General features: G+C 64.4%; 8 protein-coding genes. All 8 read right to left on the reverse strand.

The window, feature by feature from the left end; genetic code table 11:
* Positions 1-32: 32 nt before the first annotated feature.
* The gene (locus VARPA_RS31785) at positions 33-950 is read right to left on the reverse strand and encodes a DUF6708 domain-containing protein (protein ID WP_041943074.1); all 918 of its coding nucleotides are present in this window, start codon (positions 948-950) and stop codon (positions 33-35) included.
* Positions 951-955: 5 nt separating this feature from the next.
* Positions 956-4,267: a T6SS effector BTH_I2691 family protein gene (locus VARPA_RS30350; RefSeq protein ID WP_013543881.1), complete on the reverse strand. Its 3,312-nt coding sequence runs from the start codon at positions 4,265-4,267 to the stop codon at positions 956-958.
* Positions 4,268-4,271: 4 nt separating this feature from the next.
* The gene (locus VARPA_RS27595) at positions 4,272-5,219 is read right to left on the reverse strand and encodes a DUF4123 domain-containing protein (RefSeq protein ID WP_013543882.1); all 948 of its coding nucleotides are present in this window, start codon (positions 5,217-5,219) and stop codon (positions 4,272-4,274) included.
* Between the two features lie 9 nt (positions 5,220-5,228).
* Positions 5,229-8,057 carry a type VI secretion system Vgr family protein gene (locus tag VARPA_RS27600; RefSeq protein ID WP_013543883.1) on the reverse strand — a complete coding sequence of 943 codons (2,829 nt, stop codon included), beginning with the start codon at positions 8,055-8,057 and terminating at the stop codon, positions 5,229-5,231.
* Positions 8,058-8,094: 37 nt separating this feature from the next.
* Positions 8,095-10,815 (reverse strand): type VI secretion system ATPase TssH, encoded by a 2,721-nt coding sequence (gene tssH / locus VARPA_RS27605; protein ID WP_013543884.1) that lies wholly within the window; start codon positions 10,813-10,815, stop codon positions 8,095-8,097.
* A 65-nt stretch (positions 10,816-10,880) separates the two neighbouring features.
* Entirely contained in the window at positions 10,881-12,002 is a 1,122-nt protein-coding gene (gene tssG / locus VARPA_RS27610) for a type VI secretion system baseplate subunit TssG (protein ID WP_013543885.1), read from the reverse strand.
* Positions 11,966-13,816, reverse strand: coding sequence for a type VI secretion system baseplate subunit TssF (gene tssF / locus VARPA_RS27615; protein WP_013543886.1), 1,851 nt, complete (start codon positions 13,814-13,816; stop codon positions 11,966-11,968). Before tssF ends, tssG begins: the two co-directional genes overlap by 37 nt.
* An 11-nt stretch (positions 13,817-13,827) precedes the next feature.
* A complete protein-coding gene (gene tssE / locus VARPA_RS27620) occupies positions 13,828-14,319 on the reverse strand; it encodes a type VI secretion system baseplate subunit TssE (protein ID WP_013543887.1) in 492 nt (163 codons plus the stop codon).
* Positions 14,320-14,422: the final 103 nt, after the last annotated feature.

Consider the following 14,422-nt stretch of genomic DNA (forward strand, 5'->3'; position numbering starts at 1 on the left):
GATCCGTTGGGTCTTCGACTGGCAGGAGTCCGTCATTCGCGAATGCTCGCCAACCGGCGCACCTCTTCTTCGCTCAAGGCCGGCCCTCCGGCAGCGGCGATGACCTCCGGCGGAAATTGCGGCAACTTGCCTGTTCCCGAGCGCCGCAAGCTCTCGCCCGGCTGGATCGGCGGGCCGCCTTCTTCCATGTAGCGTCGAATGTGCTCATACAGGCGCCAGAGCAATTCATCCTCCCACCAACCCTTGTAGCCAATGGTCACGATCTCCTTGCATTGCCTGGGTTGGCTGGGGTCGCCCCACAAAAGCGCCAGCAGATAGGTAGAGCGCGCCGCTTCGCCCGTCAATTCGGTGAGTTGATAGCTGCGCGCATAGGCGTCGTCCCATCGATAGGTCTTTATTTCGCCGACGCCGGCACGCTGCCAGAATTTCCAGAATTTCATCGGAATGACGGTAAAGAATGAAACCTCCCTGGTCTTTCGGTTGAAAAGAACCGGGAGATCGCGAGGAGTAAGAAATCCGATTCTGAAGAAAAAGGCTGCCGCAACAAGAAAGAAAATCGATGCAATTGTCAAAACAATTGCAATCGAAGAATTCAATAAATAACCCGACTTTTCCGGATCCAAATCCCTGATGGATTCAAAAGCCCCCCATCCAAACATGCAGGCAGCAAATCCAATGAGAATTGCATACAACCCCATCATGAAGGTAATTTCAGTCGTGCCCGCTGGAGCACCCACGACAATGGCATTCGAATGAATGTTCAACAAGGAATCGCACGAATCCGCCTTTCCATGCACAGGTTCTTTTTTTTCACGCAGAGAAATACGCCAGGGAGCTTTACCTCCCAACAGGGTTTTCTTTTGGAATTGCTCGCCAAATTCGAACTGCGGATCTGGCGCATTCCATTGCGGCAGCCGAATATCGTAGTCCGGATTATTTTCACGACTCATATCTGTTATTTGACGAGTGACTCATCGACAATGAGCTCGCCCTCTTCGGGGGCATCCCAAATCTTGACGTTGCCCTGGATACTGTTCAGCGCGTCGCGGGGCATTTCCACCCGGTGAGTGATCGATTCGTCATTGATTTCCAGCGGAAATAATGTCGTATTCGGTCCCTCGATGATCTTGCCCTCTGCGTTGAACTTCCACTTTTTTCGTTGATTTTCCGTACCGACCACTGAAAATCCGAGTTCGTATTTCACCAGCTCACGCAACTGAACCGGAATGAACAGGCGCGTCCACGCTTCGTATGTATTCGTGGGAACATTCATCATGATCGGGGCGCCCAGGCCAACGACGCCTCCTTGCAAAGTCGTTTTGATTCCCGCATAAAAATCAACTCGAACACCAAGCAATACCTTGTTGAGTTCATTTTGCTCCTTCTGCAAATTCCCCCATTTGTCGCTTGCATCGCCCCAGATGCTGCGCTTCACCCATTCGACAGTTGGAGCATCGTTCAGCAACATGGCTACATAACCGGCGATCAATCCGAGTCCGAGAAGCAACAACCCCCAACCCGTCCAGGACAGCCCCCACCCTGCCGCAATGGTTCCCGTGATCCAACCCGCAGTCGAAGCCACATACATTCCACCGGCGAATGCCGCACCGACGAAGAATAGACTTTGAACAAGATATGCGGCCGATGAATCAGAATCTCCTTTTTCCTTTTCATTTCTAAATCGCAAAAAGGCACCCACGGCGTCGAATAGAAGCGATATCGCCGATGCACTCCCCGCCACCAGCTTCAACCCCAGCGCCGACGCTGTTTTGCCTAGTTGCTTCGCATACGCCTCGCTGATTTCCAGCAGCGCTCCGGTCACCCCCAGCCCTGTCGTCAGCAAAGTGATGCTGGCGTAGGTGCGCTCTTCCTGCGTCCCCGTTTCAAGCGTGTGCCAGGTCTTGCTGATGGAAAACACCTGCAGCAGTGCGCCGGCCGCGGAAAACGTCGCACTGCCCTGCTTGAATACGGCGATGCTCTCGCGCATGACATCGGCGCCCGTCTTCCCGAAGCGACGAGCGAGATCTGCCACGGCGTCGGCCGACGCACCCACCGCTGCTCGCGCGTTAGAGCCGGCCTTGGCACCGGCCGCGGTGGCCGCATCCACCGCCCCCGGCACGGCGGCGGTACCCTGGCGCACGGCGACGTAGACGTCGATCAACGTGTTGGCCGTGCCGGGCTTGCCGCCGACGCTGAACCACATGGCACCGCCCAGGACGAGGCTCTTGACCTGCTTGCTGTCTGCCGCATCCGCGGCGCGCTGCGCCAGGCCCCGCACCATCCCCATCTGCTGGCGCCAGTAGGCGGCTGCCTTGTCCAGCGAGATGCTGACCTTGTGCACGGTCACGCCGACGGCCTTGCCCAGCGTGTTGGTGATCGATTCGGTCAGCGTTTGCAGTTTGTCGCGCACAGGCGCCGGCAGCTGCTGGAGCTTGTCCAGCGCCATGGAGGTTGCGCCAACGACGGTCAGGGTCAAATGGCCATAGGTGGATGCCAGGTTCTTCAGCAGCGGCAATTGCTGGGCGAGCCAGCGTATCTGGGGCAAGGCACGGAGCAGCGCCTTGTCGCCGGCCGGCAATGGCGTGCCTGCGGCGACGGCTTTCTCGATTTCCTCGATCAGCTTGAACAGGTTCTTGATTTCCTTGTGGACCTTGGTGGGCTTGAAGGCGTCATGGAAGCTCTCGAAGGCCGACTTCTGGTTGCCCAGCAACGACCGCACCAGCAATGTCTCCTTGTCATTGGGGTCGTTGAGCAGGAAATCCTTGAACCACTCGGTGCCCTTGTCCGTGATCGGCCCGCCATGGGTGCACATGCCTACCGCGACGGCATAGAAGATGCCGTCGCTGGGTGTCGTCTCGTCGAAGTCGAAGCTGGTGATCAGTTTCCGCTGCTCGGACTGCAGCCAGACCTGGTAGTCCAGTTCCAGACGTTCAAGGCGTTGCCGGTCTTCCTTGATCTTGGCCTTGTAGCTGTCCAGGAAGGTGCGGTGTGCGGGTCTGCGCTTGCCCCCAGTGACGCCGTCCAGAATGTCTTCCTTCAGGCTGGTGGCTTGCCGGTCGATCTGCGATGCGCTGGGAAAGGAAATGATGCCGCGCCCATACACGCGGGTGCGGCCGTCACCGTTGACGTCGTAGGGGTTGTATTCGTACTTGGGCTCCAGGGTTGCTTCGGGCGGCAGCTTTCCTGCCGCCGTCAAGTCCTTGAATTCCTTTTCACTGACCTCCTTGCCATTCAGGCCGGCGTACTGCGGATCGCTCAACGGCGCCTTGCGCGCCTGCGCCTGCTCGTCCGCACGCTTGAGAAGCCCTTCGATGGTCAGTCCCGTTTGCAGCTTCTGGTAGCCGGAAGCCTGCGTGACAACCCATTCGGCGGCATCGTTGCACAGCGTGATGCGGCGTTGGGCGGTTTCCGCTGTAGCTCCGATCGGGTCGATCAGCCCGACGAGCATGACGTCGTCGGGCGAGTAAGGCTTTTTCTTGCTTGCGTTGTTGCCGGCCTCCAGGATTCGCTGGGCCTCCGTATGCAGGTTGCCGGCCGTTTCAGGACGCGCGTGAGGCACGCCCGGCTTGGCAGAACCGGGCAGCGGTGCAAACGGGTTGCCGCGAAATGCCGATGCAGGGCGAGCGGGATCGTAGTCAGCCACCGCGGTCTGCACCAGTTTGCCGGTCAACGGCAGCGATTGACTGCACGATGCATCGGACGCATCGATCTTGGTCATTCGCTTGCGGCGCAGCGTCTTGTCGTTCCCGTACAGATGCCGGACCTCCGGACTCCAGAGATGGTCGCTATAGGCCACCCAGACCTTGCCGGCGTTCCTGGCGTCCTGGATCACGAACAGCATCGCGCTGGCGTACGCGGCGGTTCGCCTGCAGGAAAAAGCCTCTTCTTCCTTGCCCGAGGCCGAGCCTTCGAGAGGGTGCGGGGTGAGATAGCCGCCTTCATGCACCTTGAAGGCTTCCCAGCCGCGTTGGCTCTTCAGGGTGGGGGTGTGCGACTTCTCGTAGTAGGCAATGACATAGCCGGGGCGCAGCGTTCTGGCGACATGTCCAGACGTTGGCAGGTGCGGCGCGGGGACCTTGGATTCCATCAGCACCCGGGTCGCTGCGGTGCGCGCCGCGTCCTGTGCATATGACTTGTCGGCTACACCGGCACGCACCAGAAGCATCGGGAGGCCGACTTTTTCGCAGGCCGGGCAACCTCCTGAGACGCAGGCAGGCGTGTTGGCGGCAGCCTTGTTGGCCGCCGCCGAGTAGGAATTGAGGGCCATGGTGCTAGCCAAGGTGTTCTCCCTGTGCGGTCTGTTGAATGGTGGATGTCGGTCCGAACACCAGGTCGAGCTCGGCCCGGATGGCATCCCAGCCTTGAGGGTCGGGAATGTCATCGAGCGCCTCTGCGAGCGATGCATCGCCTTCGATGGCTCGCTCGATGGCCCTGCGCACGGTCGGGTGTGTCGTCAGGTCGGGGTGAACCTGCAGGACGTAGGCGCCCAGCAGAACCCGGTCCTGTCGATTGAGCACTCCCGCAGCAACAACCGCATCTGCCGCCCGTGACGCTTGCTGCAGGTGGTCGGCTGGCAACACATCGGCAAAGCGCTGCCAGCCGCGCAAGAGGTCATGCACCGTTTCGCTCTTGAGCGCATGCCTCCATTGGTCCGCGCTGAACCGGACCGCCTCCGGGTCCGGACTGGCAACGGACTGAAAAAGCACCAACTGCGCGCATCTGTCGAGGCTCCACCAATGTTGCACCGGGCCGAGAAGGCTCGCCTGCTGTGCTGGCGTGAGTACAGGCCACATCCACTGCATGACCCTGCGATCTGCCCAGCGGATGAGCTGCGAACTGGGTTGCCCCCAGAACCCACCTTGCATGACGCGTGCAAGGTGGCGGACAAGCGCATCCGCCGGCGCGGCAGTCAACAACCATCCGCCGAACGCGAATCCCTGCGTGCGCTCGGAATCTGGATCGGCTTGTTCGTCTACCGCCTGTGCCAGACTGGCTTCGAGCAATCGGGTGTCATGCGGATGCAGATGGATCAGGCGGGGGAGTTGCCCCTCCTTGAGCAGCGGATGGCGAACAGGGACAGGCCATGTGTGGCGCGACTCCGCCTCCAGCCAATCGTCGGTAAAGGGTTCGCGCAAGATCGGGTCGATCAGCACGTAGGCCGAGAGTGTCTCGTCCTGCTGCAATGATTCACCCAGTTGCCTGGCAAGGCGTTCGAGCATGGCGCTGTCTCAAAAGGCGACGGCGCCGCTGGCCGCGGCGTCGTCTTGTTTGGGGCAGGGTTGCTGGTCACTGCCGGAGAGCGCGTTGCTGCTGCTGTCCCCTTGCGGCCCGACGAAGTTGTGCATCCCCCTGAACGTCACCTTCCCCGGCGCATGGATCTTGATGCTCGAGCCCTCGAGCTTGATGTAGGCCCCGGCGCTTGTCAGCAGCACGTGTTTGGGCGCCTCCACATCGACGTTCTTCGTCGTGCTGGCGATCGTGACCTTCTTGTCGGCCGCGATCTTCGTGGCCCCCTTTTGGCTCTGCAGCGTCACGCTGCCGCTGGCTGCGTGCAGCGCGATGCCGCGCTCCTGATTCGGCTCGCCGCCTTCTCCGGCTTTCGCACCCACGGTGTACAGGCTCACCCCCTTGGCTACGCTCACCGCGATCTGCCCCTGCGCGGGCAAGTCGATGTCCTGGTTGGCGACGATGGCGGTGTTCTTGCCGCTCACCGCAATCGCCTCCTTCGGCGTGACGAAGCCGATGCCCATGGGCGCGCTGAACTGCAGGTGCGGCTCGCTGTATGCAGTGACGCTGCCCTGCCCGCCTTCGGTGGCTTTGATGTCGCCGCCGCTGCCGTTTACTCCGCTTGCTGACGCGCCCTCCTGCGTCGCCCCGAGCACCTCGGCCACGTGCTTCAGTGCCTCGATGGCCGGCAGCTTGTCCGGCGCCTCTTCACCTTTGAGCTGCGCCTTCTGCGTCTGCGCACTCTTCGCGAGTGAAGTGGCCAGCTCTTCGGCCTGCTTCGTCTGCTGCTGCGCCTCGCGACTGGCCATGAACGCACCCTTGGCGTTCTGCTGCGCATGCGCGCTCACGAGCAATCCAGATCCGGCCCGGATGGCACCCTGTGCGGTGGTCGCCAGCTCCGCTCCATGCCCCCGCGCCTTGCCGCGCGCGTTGTCGTCCTGCTGCTTGTGGTGCCCCAGGTGCAGCCGGCTCATGGCCTGCGTGGTCGCGAGGCTCGTGCTGCCCTGCCCAGGCGTGTCGTCGAAGACCAGCTGGTTGTAGCCGCCATCACCGCTCTGGCTGGCACTCAACTCCTGGGTCTTGATGCCCGAGAAGACGGCGTTGTGCGCGTGCTCCTTGGCTTCCTTGCCTTCACCCGCGAACCAGGCGGGGGCGTTGCCTGTGGACTGCGCCGCGCCTGCGGACTTCTCGTTGTGCTGGGCATCGATCTGCCCAGCACCGTTGTAGAGGGCCGCAACGACGACGGGGCGGTCGATGTCGCCATGGTGGAATTCGACCAGCACCTCCTGCCCCACACGCGGCAGCGTGACCTGGCCCCAGTTGTCGCCCGCAGCGCTGGCGGCCACGCGCACCCAGGCGCCCAATCGATCCGCGGCGGGCGCATTGTCCTGGCCGTCGGGGCGGGGTTGTCTTGCGCTGGAGCCGCTGCCACGCTGCCAGTGGAACTGCACCTTGACGCGGTGGTCGCGGTCGGTGTGCACGGGAGCGTTCTCACCCACGCCAATCACGATGGCGCTCTGGCTGCCGTGCACGCTGGGCTTGGGGTGAATGCGCTGGCCGTGGCCGTCCATGCTCAGCGGGCGATAGGGAATGGCCGCGCGCACTGTCGTGAAGTCGTTGCGGTAGTGAGTGACCGTGTCGGGCTTGGCTGCGGCATTGCCGCTGTCCTCCGATGCATCGAACACGGCGGCGATGTCGGGCAGTCCGAGGCGATCACCGACACCGGCCTTCAAGGCTTCGTCGAAGTTGTTGCGCGCGATGTGGCGCACGGCCAGCACAGCGAAGCGGCGGTCTTCTTCTCCGTCCTTGTCGTGCTGCTCGTGGCCGCTCAGCGTGAAGGTGGTGGCGGGTGCGAGGCTGCGCACGGCGCTCTGGCCTTCGAAGCGTTTGTTGCGCAGCTCCAAGGCTTGCAAGGCGTTGGACAACAGCCGTTCGCCTTGGGCGGAGGTCTCCCAACCGTAGGCACCGGGGTCGTCGCTCCACTGCAGGGTGCGGTGGCCTGCGCCGCGGCTTTGCTGCTGCACGGGCCTGGCGCTCACGCTCTTGTAGTCCCAGCTCTGCTGCGCGAGGCTGTTGGTCTGCAATTGGCGACTGCCGCGCCATTGCTGGATGGTGTCTTCGCGCTCGCTCGCGTCGGCGCGGTGAAAGCGGATGGTGGCTTGCGTGTTCGCGCGGAAGGCGCCGTTGTGGTCGGCGATGACGAGAGTGTGGCTGCCCAGGTCGCCGTCCTTGCCGGTGGCGTGTTCGAACCAGTAGCACAGGCCTTCTTCGGCGAGCAGCCGCGCAACGAAATCGAAATCGCTCTCGTGGTACTGGGTGGTGATGCCGCGCACGGGATAGATGTCCCGCTGGGCAATCTCCCAGCGCCATTGCACGGCCAGCTTGCCCTGGCTTTGGTACCGCGTGAACACGGCATCGACGATGTCGAACACGCTTTGGTGCTGGAAGAGGCAACTGTCCTGGCGTAGGCGCAGGAATGCGAGCCAGGGTTCGATGACGATGCGATAGCGGGCCATGCCGCCGTTGCTCGCAACACATTCGGCCTCGGTCACGTACCCGTGGAAGGGGCGCAGTTCGGTACGGCTTTGCGCGGTCTGCAGATCAAGACGCACGCCCTGCCCCATCAACGTCTTGAGTTCGATGTGCGCGTCGTCGCTCAACGCGGTGAGTTCGAAGCGGAAGCCGCCATCGTCCAAAGACTCCACGCCATCAAAGCGCTCGGCCAGCAGCTTGTTGGCACCCAGCGGCGTGTGCAGCACCAGCAGGCGATCCTGCTGCGTCGTGCGTGCACGCAGCAAGCCACCAAGCGAAGCCGTTGAGAAGGTCGTCATTGTTCTGTTCCCCCTTTGACCCGAACCGCCGCAGCGCCTAGCTGATCCTGTAGCGGAACTCGCCGCTCTTGGCGCAGCTCGCCTTGATCTTCGCGAGCGGCGTCTCGTCCGCCATGCGCGTGAGCACCGCTTCCGCGATCTCGGGCAGGAGCGTGCCGTTCAGGATGTGATCGACGTTGCGCGCGCCCGAATCGACCTCGGTGCAGCGCGCAAGCACGGCCTCCACCAGCGCGTCGTCCCACTCGAACACTGCCTTGTGGTTGGTCGCGATGCGGTCGCGGATGCGGCCCAGCTTGAGCGCGATGATCTGTTCGAGCACCGCATCGGTGATCGGATAGAACGGCGCCACTTTCATGCGGCCGAGAAAGGCCGGCTTGAAGGCCTTCATGAGCACGGGGCGCAGCGCATCGGCCAGCGCGTCGGGCGCGGGGCGCTCGTCGTCGGCCTTGTTCAGGCACGCCTGCATGATCTGCGACGAGCCGATGTTCGAGGTGAGGATGATCAGCGTGTTGCGAAAGTCGATCTCGCGGCCCTCGGCGTCGTCCATCATCCCTTTGTCGAACACCTGGAAGAACATCTCCAGCACATCGGGGTGCGCCTTCTCGACTTCGTCGAGCAGCACCACGCTGTAAGGCTGGCGGCGCACGGCTTCGGTGAGCACGCCGCCTTCGCCATAACCCACGTAGCCGGGCGGCGATCCCTTCAGGCCCGAGACGCTGTGCGCCTCCTGGTACTCGCTCATGTTGATGGTGATGAGCTTCTTCTCGCCGCCGTAGAGGATGTCGGCCAACGCGAGCGCGGTCTCGGTCTTGCCCACGCCCGAGGGGCCGACGAACATGAACACGCCGCGCGGCTTGTTGGGGTCTTCCAGGCGCGCGCTGGCGGTGCGCACGCGCTGGGCGACGGCGGCGAGCGCGTGGTCCTGGCCGATCACGCGTTCGGCCAGCAGCGTATCGAGGGCGCGCACGGTCTTGATTTCGTCCTTGACCATGCGGCCGAGCGGCACGCCGGTCCAGGCCGAGACGATCTCGGCGACGACGTGGCCGTCGACCTGCAGTGGAACCATCGGCGTGGTGCCTTGCAGCGCGCGCAGCTCGGCGAGCAGGGCATCGAGTTGGTCGCGTTCGGGGTCCGCACTGGTCGCGGATTTCTTGCGGCTCGCGGCACGTGCGGGGGCCTTCTCTGCGGGTGCAGCCTCGGGCTGTGCAGCCGACTCGTCGCGTTGCGCGCGCAGTGCACGGATGCGTTCGACCAGCGCGTTCTCTTCGGCAAGGCGCTGCTGGCTCGCAGCAAGCTCGGCCTGCAGCGCGCTCTTCTTTTCCGCCAGTTCGGCCAGCCGCACTTCATGGCGCCCGCCGGCCGCGGTGTCGCGCACCAGCGCGGCACTCTCGGCCTCGATACGTTCGAGGCCGCGATTCGCTTCCTCGATCAGCGCCGGCGTCGCGCTCTGGCCGAGCGCCACTTTCGCGCACGCGGTGTCGAGCACGCTCACCGCCTTGTCGGGCAGCTGGCGGCCGCTGATGTAGCGGTGCGACAGGCGCACCGCCTCGGTGATGGCTTCGTCGAGCACGCGGATGTTGAAGTGCTTTTCCATCAGCGGCACCATGCCGCGCAGCATGGCGGCAGCCAGCGTTTCGCTGGGCTCCTCGACCTTCACGACCTGGAAGCGCCGCGCGAGCGCCGCGTCCTTCTCGAAGTATTTCTTGTATTCGCCCCAGGTCGTGGCGGCGATGGTGCGCAGTTCGCCGCGCGCGAGCGCGGGCTTGAGCAGGTTGGCCGCATCGCTCTGCCCGGCCTGGCCGCCCGCGCCGATCATCGTGTGGGCCTCGTCGATGAAGAGCACGATCGGATGCGGGCTCTTCTTCACTTCGGCGATCACGTTCTTCAGGCGGTTCTCGAACTCGCCCTTCACGCTCGCGCCGGCCTGCAGAAGGCCCATGTCCAGCGTGTGCAGCGCCACGGCGCGCAGCGACTCGGGCACGTCCTCTGTCGCGATGCGCAACGCCAACCCCTCGACCACCGCCGTCTTGCCGACCCCGGCCTCGCCGGTGAGGATGGGGTTGTTCTGGCGCCGGCGCATCAGGATGTCGATGACCTGGCGGATCTCGGTGTCGCGGCCGATCACCGGGTCGAGCGCACCGTCTTTCGCGCGCTGCGTGAGGTTGGTGGTGAACTGGTCGAGCGCGGGCGTCTTGCCGGGCACGCCCGCGGCCAGCGCATCGGCCGGCGCTTGCTGCGCGTCGCCTTCCGTGGCCGCACCGCCCGAGGCGCCGGCTTCGGCCGCTTCGCTCGAACCGTCGGTGAGCTTGTCGAAGTCGTGCTTCAGGTCTTCGAGGCGGATCTTCGCGAACAGCGGCGAGCCGCGCTGCGCGAGTTGTGCGAGGTCGGGTTCGGTCAACAGCGCGAGCAGCAGGTGGCCCGAGCGGATCTGCGCCACGTGCGCATCGAGCGAGGCCAGGAGCCACGCCTGCTGAAACAACTGCTGCAGGTGCTGCGAGAACACCGGCGTGCGCGTGTTGCCGTTCTTGAAGGTCTGGATCTCGCGCTCCAGGTCCGACTGGATCGCGGTCGCGCTGATGCGGTTGGCGCGCAGCACGCGCGCGAGGTCGTTGTCGGTCTGCTCCAGCAGCGCCAGGAACAGGTGCTCCAGGTCCACTTCGTAGTGGCCGTTGGCCAGGCACAGATTGGCCGCGCGCTGCGTGGCCATGCGTGCGCTGGCGTTGAGCTTGGTGATCAGTGTTTTCAGCGATGTGCTCATGAACGGTGGTTGTCTTCTGTCGGTCTTCTTCGTTGAAAGGTCGCTGCCGGTTGCTGCTGCATTAATTACTGCAGGGGCTGGAGTTCGTACTGGGTGTCGCTGCGGTCGCTCTCGGCTTCGCCGGTGGCGATGAAGCTGTCCCAGCCGAGATGGCTGCCGCCACCGTCGCTCAGCTGCACGGCGGCGACTTCCTCGCGAGCCAGGATCAATCGCACCTCGTACTCGCAGGTCACGCCGGCGAGCAGCGCCAGCATTTTTTCGAGCGCCTTCGCATGCGCGCGGCCCGGGAAGAATTCGCGCAGTGCGCTGCGCTTGAGCGGGCCGATCCACAGGCGGATGCGCAGGTCGCGCTGCCAGATGCGTTCTCCCGCCATCGCGTTCTGCCCGAGGCTCACGTTGCCTTCCCCTAGGCGCGAGCGCTGCTGCTCGGGCATGTCGTACCACTTGCCCAGAAACTGCTCGATGCGGATGTTGCTGCGAAAGTAGTCGGACAGCACGCGCTGCAGATACGCAGCCGACATCGGCCGATGACGCACCGCGGCCGCATAGCCGGCCACGGTTTCGTCGAACACCGTACCGGTGCCGTCGGTGAGCGGATCGCGCTGGGCCGTGTGCTCCAGCCCCGCCATCGACAGCAGCACCGGCAGATAGGCGCGGCTGCGTTCGTGCTCGTAGTGCAGCGGCAGGCGGTACTTGCGCCAGGCCGCATAGAAGAGCGCGGTCGCGCGATTGGTGAACACGTCGAGAAACGCGCGCGCCGAGCTGTCGCGCAGGTGTTGCTCCCGGCGCATCAGCATCTCGGTGTAGACGATGGGCAAGGCACCCGACACGCCCAGCATGCCGAAGGAGGCGGGCGTGAGTTCGATGCGGCCGAGCCCATGCGCGTCTTCGCCCTGCACGGGCGGCTCGCACAGTTCAGCGCTCGACACCAGCTGGCCCACCGCATCGCGCACCGCCAGTGCCTCGATCTCGCTGGGCGGGAAGGCAAGGCTCGTCGAGCTGCGAAAGCGCAGCCAGCGCGGCACCATGCGCTCGCCGGGCACCAGGCGATGGTGCACGTCGCGCTCCTGCCGCTTGAGCAGCACGAGTTCGAGCAACCGCACCGCCTGGAAGAACTCGAAGCGGTACGGTTCGCGCAGCAGCCGGTCGGCTACAGCAGGATCGATTCGCCGCTGCGGGGTTTGCATCGCACCAGCTCCTCCTTGTCGCGCGCCGAAACGATCACCAGCTGGGTGAAGCTGTTCAGGTGCACATAGAGACCGAAGAAATGATCCATCACGCGCGCAAAAGCCTGCAGGCTGCTGCCGACGAAGCCGGCCTCGTCGACCGTGAGCTTGAGTTCGATGCCGCGCACGAAGGTGGCGAAGGGCTTGCCCGGCAGCCACTGCGTGGTGGCCTGCTGGTCGATGCCGGTGATGGCCTCGATCTGCCGCGCCGACACGGCGGATCGGCCGAGGTCGTACAGGCGCAGCATCTCCTTGAGTGCCGGCAATCCGCTGGTGGCCAGCGACAGGTGGTTGAGCGACAGGTGCGACACCAGCCGCCACTGCACGCCCTTGCCGCGCGGCATGCGCAGCGTCTGCGTGGGGCGGCGCAGCATGCGGATCGAGCGCGCCACCGAGTTGCCCTCGATGAACAGGTCGCCGCCCGGCAGGCCGAACGCCAGCGAATGCGGCAGGTCGCGGTTGGTGCAGGTGAGGTCGATGCTCAGCGTTTCCGTTTGCGGCAGCGAGGGCTGGAAGTCGATGTCGACGATCGAGAGCTCGGTCTCGTAGCCCGGGCTCTTCTGCGCCACCAGTTCGTTGCGCCGCGCGAACCAGTAGTGCTCGGCTTCCTTCGGATGCTCGCCGTGATGCAGCGAGTAGAAAGGGCGAAACTCGATGTAGGCGTCGCCCTCGGCGGTCTGCTTCACGAGCTTGACCGAGTCGATGCTGTAGACCTCGAAGCCGAAGGCCCGGCGCGCATCGGCCACCACCGGATATGCGGCCGCGGCGTGCGTCACGCGGATCGGATCGCTGCGCTGCTTGAAGAGGTTGATGACGGGCGTGCAGCCCAGGCGCAGGTTGCGGCTGGACACGCCTTCGAGCAAACGCGCCGTGGGCGAATCGGCGCGCACGCCGGTCATCACGAGGTGCAGCGTGATCGAGCGGCACGAGCCGATGTGGCGCAGCGCGTTCGCCAGGTCGATGTCGACGAAGTTGAACTTCTCGGGGAACGCAAAGTATTCGCTCAGCAGCCGGTAGGCGGGGTGCGAACGCGGCGGCAGCTCGATGAGCGCATCGGCCTCGTCGAAGCCGACCGGATGCAGCGCCTCGCCCTGCACCTGCGTCCATTTGCCGCTGCGCTCGGGCTCCACGAAAACGGCGGCCGTCTTCAGGAAGATCACATCGGCCAGCGCGGTGGCGAGCGAGGGCTCGGCGTCGATGAAGGTGCGCAAGCGCGCCATGGTGAGCGCGAGCGTGCCGAGCGACTTCTGCTCGCCGGTGGCTTCGAGCGTGATCGAGAGGCATCCCGTGGCGTTGCGCGGCAGCGAGGCATGCGCGGGCGCATTCACCACCGAATGGAACACCACGTTGGACACCTGCACGGCTGCCAGCGTCACGTCGTAGACGCTGCGAAAGCGGCACGCGCCGCCGCGCACCGGCTGCGAGGTGAGCTCGGTGCCGCGCGCGATGGTGACGGGCTTGCTCAGCTTCGCGAGCGCCGCGCCGCCGGCATCGAACTGCGCGATCGAGCACGAAGGAAACGGCCGCAGGTAGTGCGGGTACAGCACCTCGAGCAGCGCCTCGGTGAGCTCGGGGTAGTCGTCGTCGAGCTTCTTGCTGATGCGCGCGGTGAGCAGCGCGAACGACTGGATCATCCGCTCGACGTGCGGGTCCTCGCTGCTGTCGGCGGAGATGGCCAGGCGCGCCGCGATCTTGGGGTAGCCCTTGGCGAACTCTTGCGAGTAGCCGCGCAGGAACGCAAGCTCTCGTTCGTAGAAGGGCAGCAATTCATCCATGGCGTGGCGCTTCAGGCAGAGCGGCTCTTGCCGGTGCCGCGTGTGATCGAGTACTGCAGCGTCGTGGGCTGCAGCATCGCGTCGAAGTTCACCGGCTCGGCGAGCTCGGGCAGCACGAGCAGGGCGGTGATTCCGAAATAGAGCATGTTGGTGCTGGTCTGGCCGTCGACCTCGAGCGTCACGACGACGTCGCGCAGCCGCGACTCGTGGCGGGCAATGGCCTGCTCCAGCGAGCGGCAGATGAACGAGCGGTCGTAGTGGCTCGCAAGGCTCAGGCCCGAGAAATCGCTCAGGCCGTAGGTCATGACGGAACGCCGACACTCGGGAAACGACTCGAGCTTCGCGTCGTTGAAGACCATGCGCGTGTTGAGCAGCGATTCGAGGTCGCGCGCGACCATGTTCTTGACCTCTTCGAGCGACAGGTGCCTGAGCACCGGCGAAGCCGGCCCGCGCCAGTCGTCATCGAAGAGTTTGTCGAGCAAGCCCGGTTCGAATCCATTCATGGGTCTCTCGCCTCGTGCTTTGGATATCGGGCATGGGCGCCGCGCGTGATGGGCGGCGCCAAAAAGAAACCGCGGCCCTCGCGCCGCGGTCGACATGGCCCGA

This window comes from Variovorax paradoxus EPS (assembly GCF_000184745.1).
GTDB classification, from domain to species: Bacteria; Pseudomonadota; Gammaproteobacteria; order Burkholderiales; family Burkholderiaceae_C; genus Variovorax; species Variovorax paradoxus_C.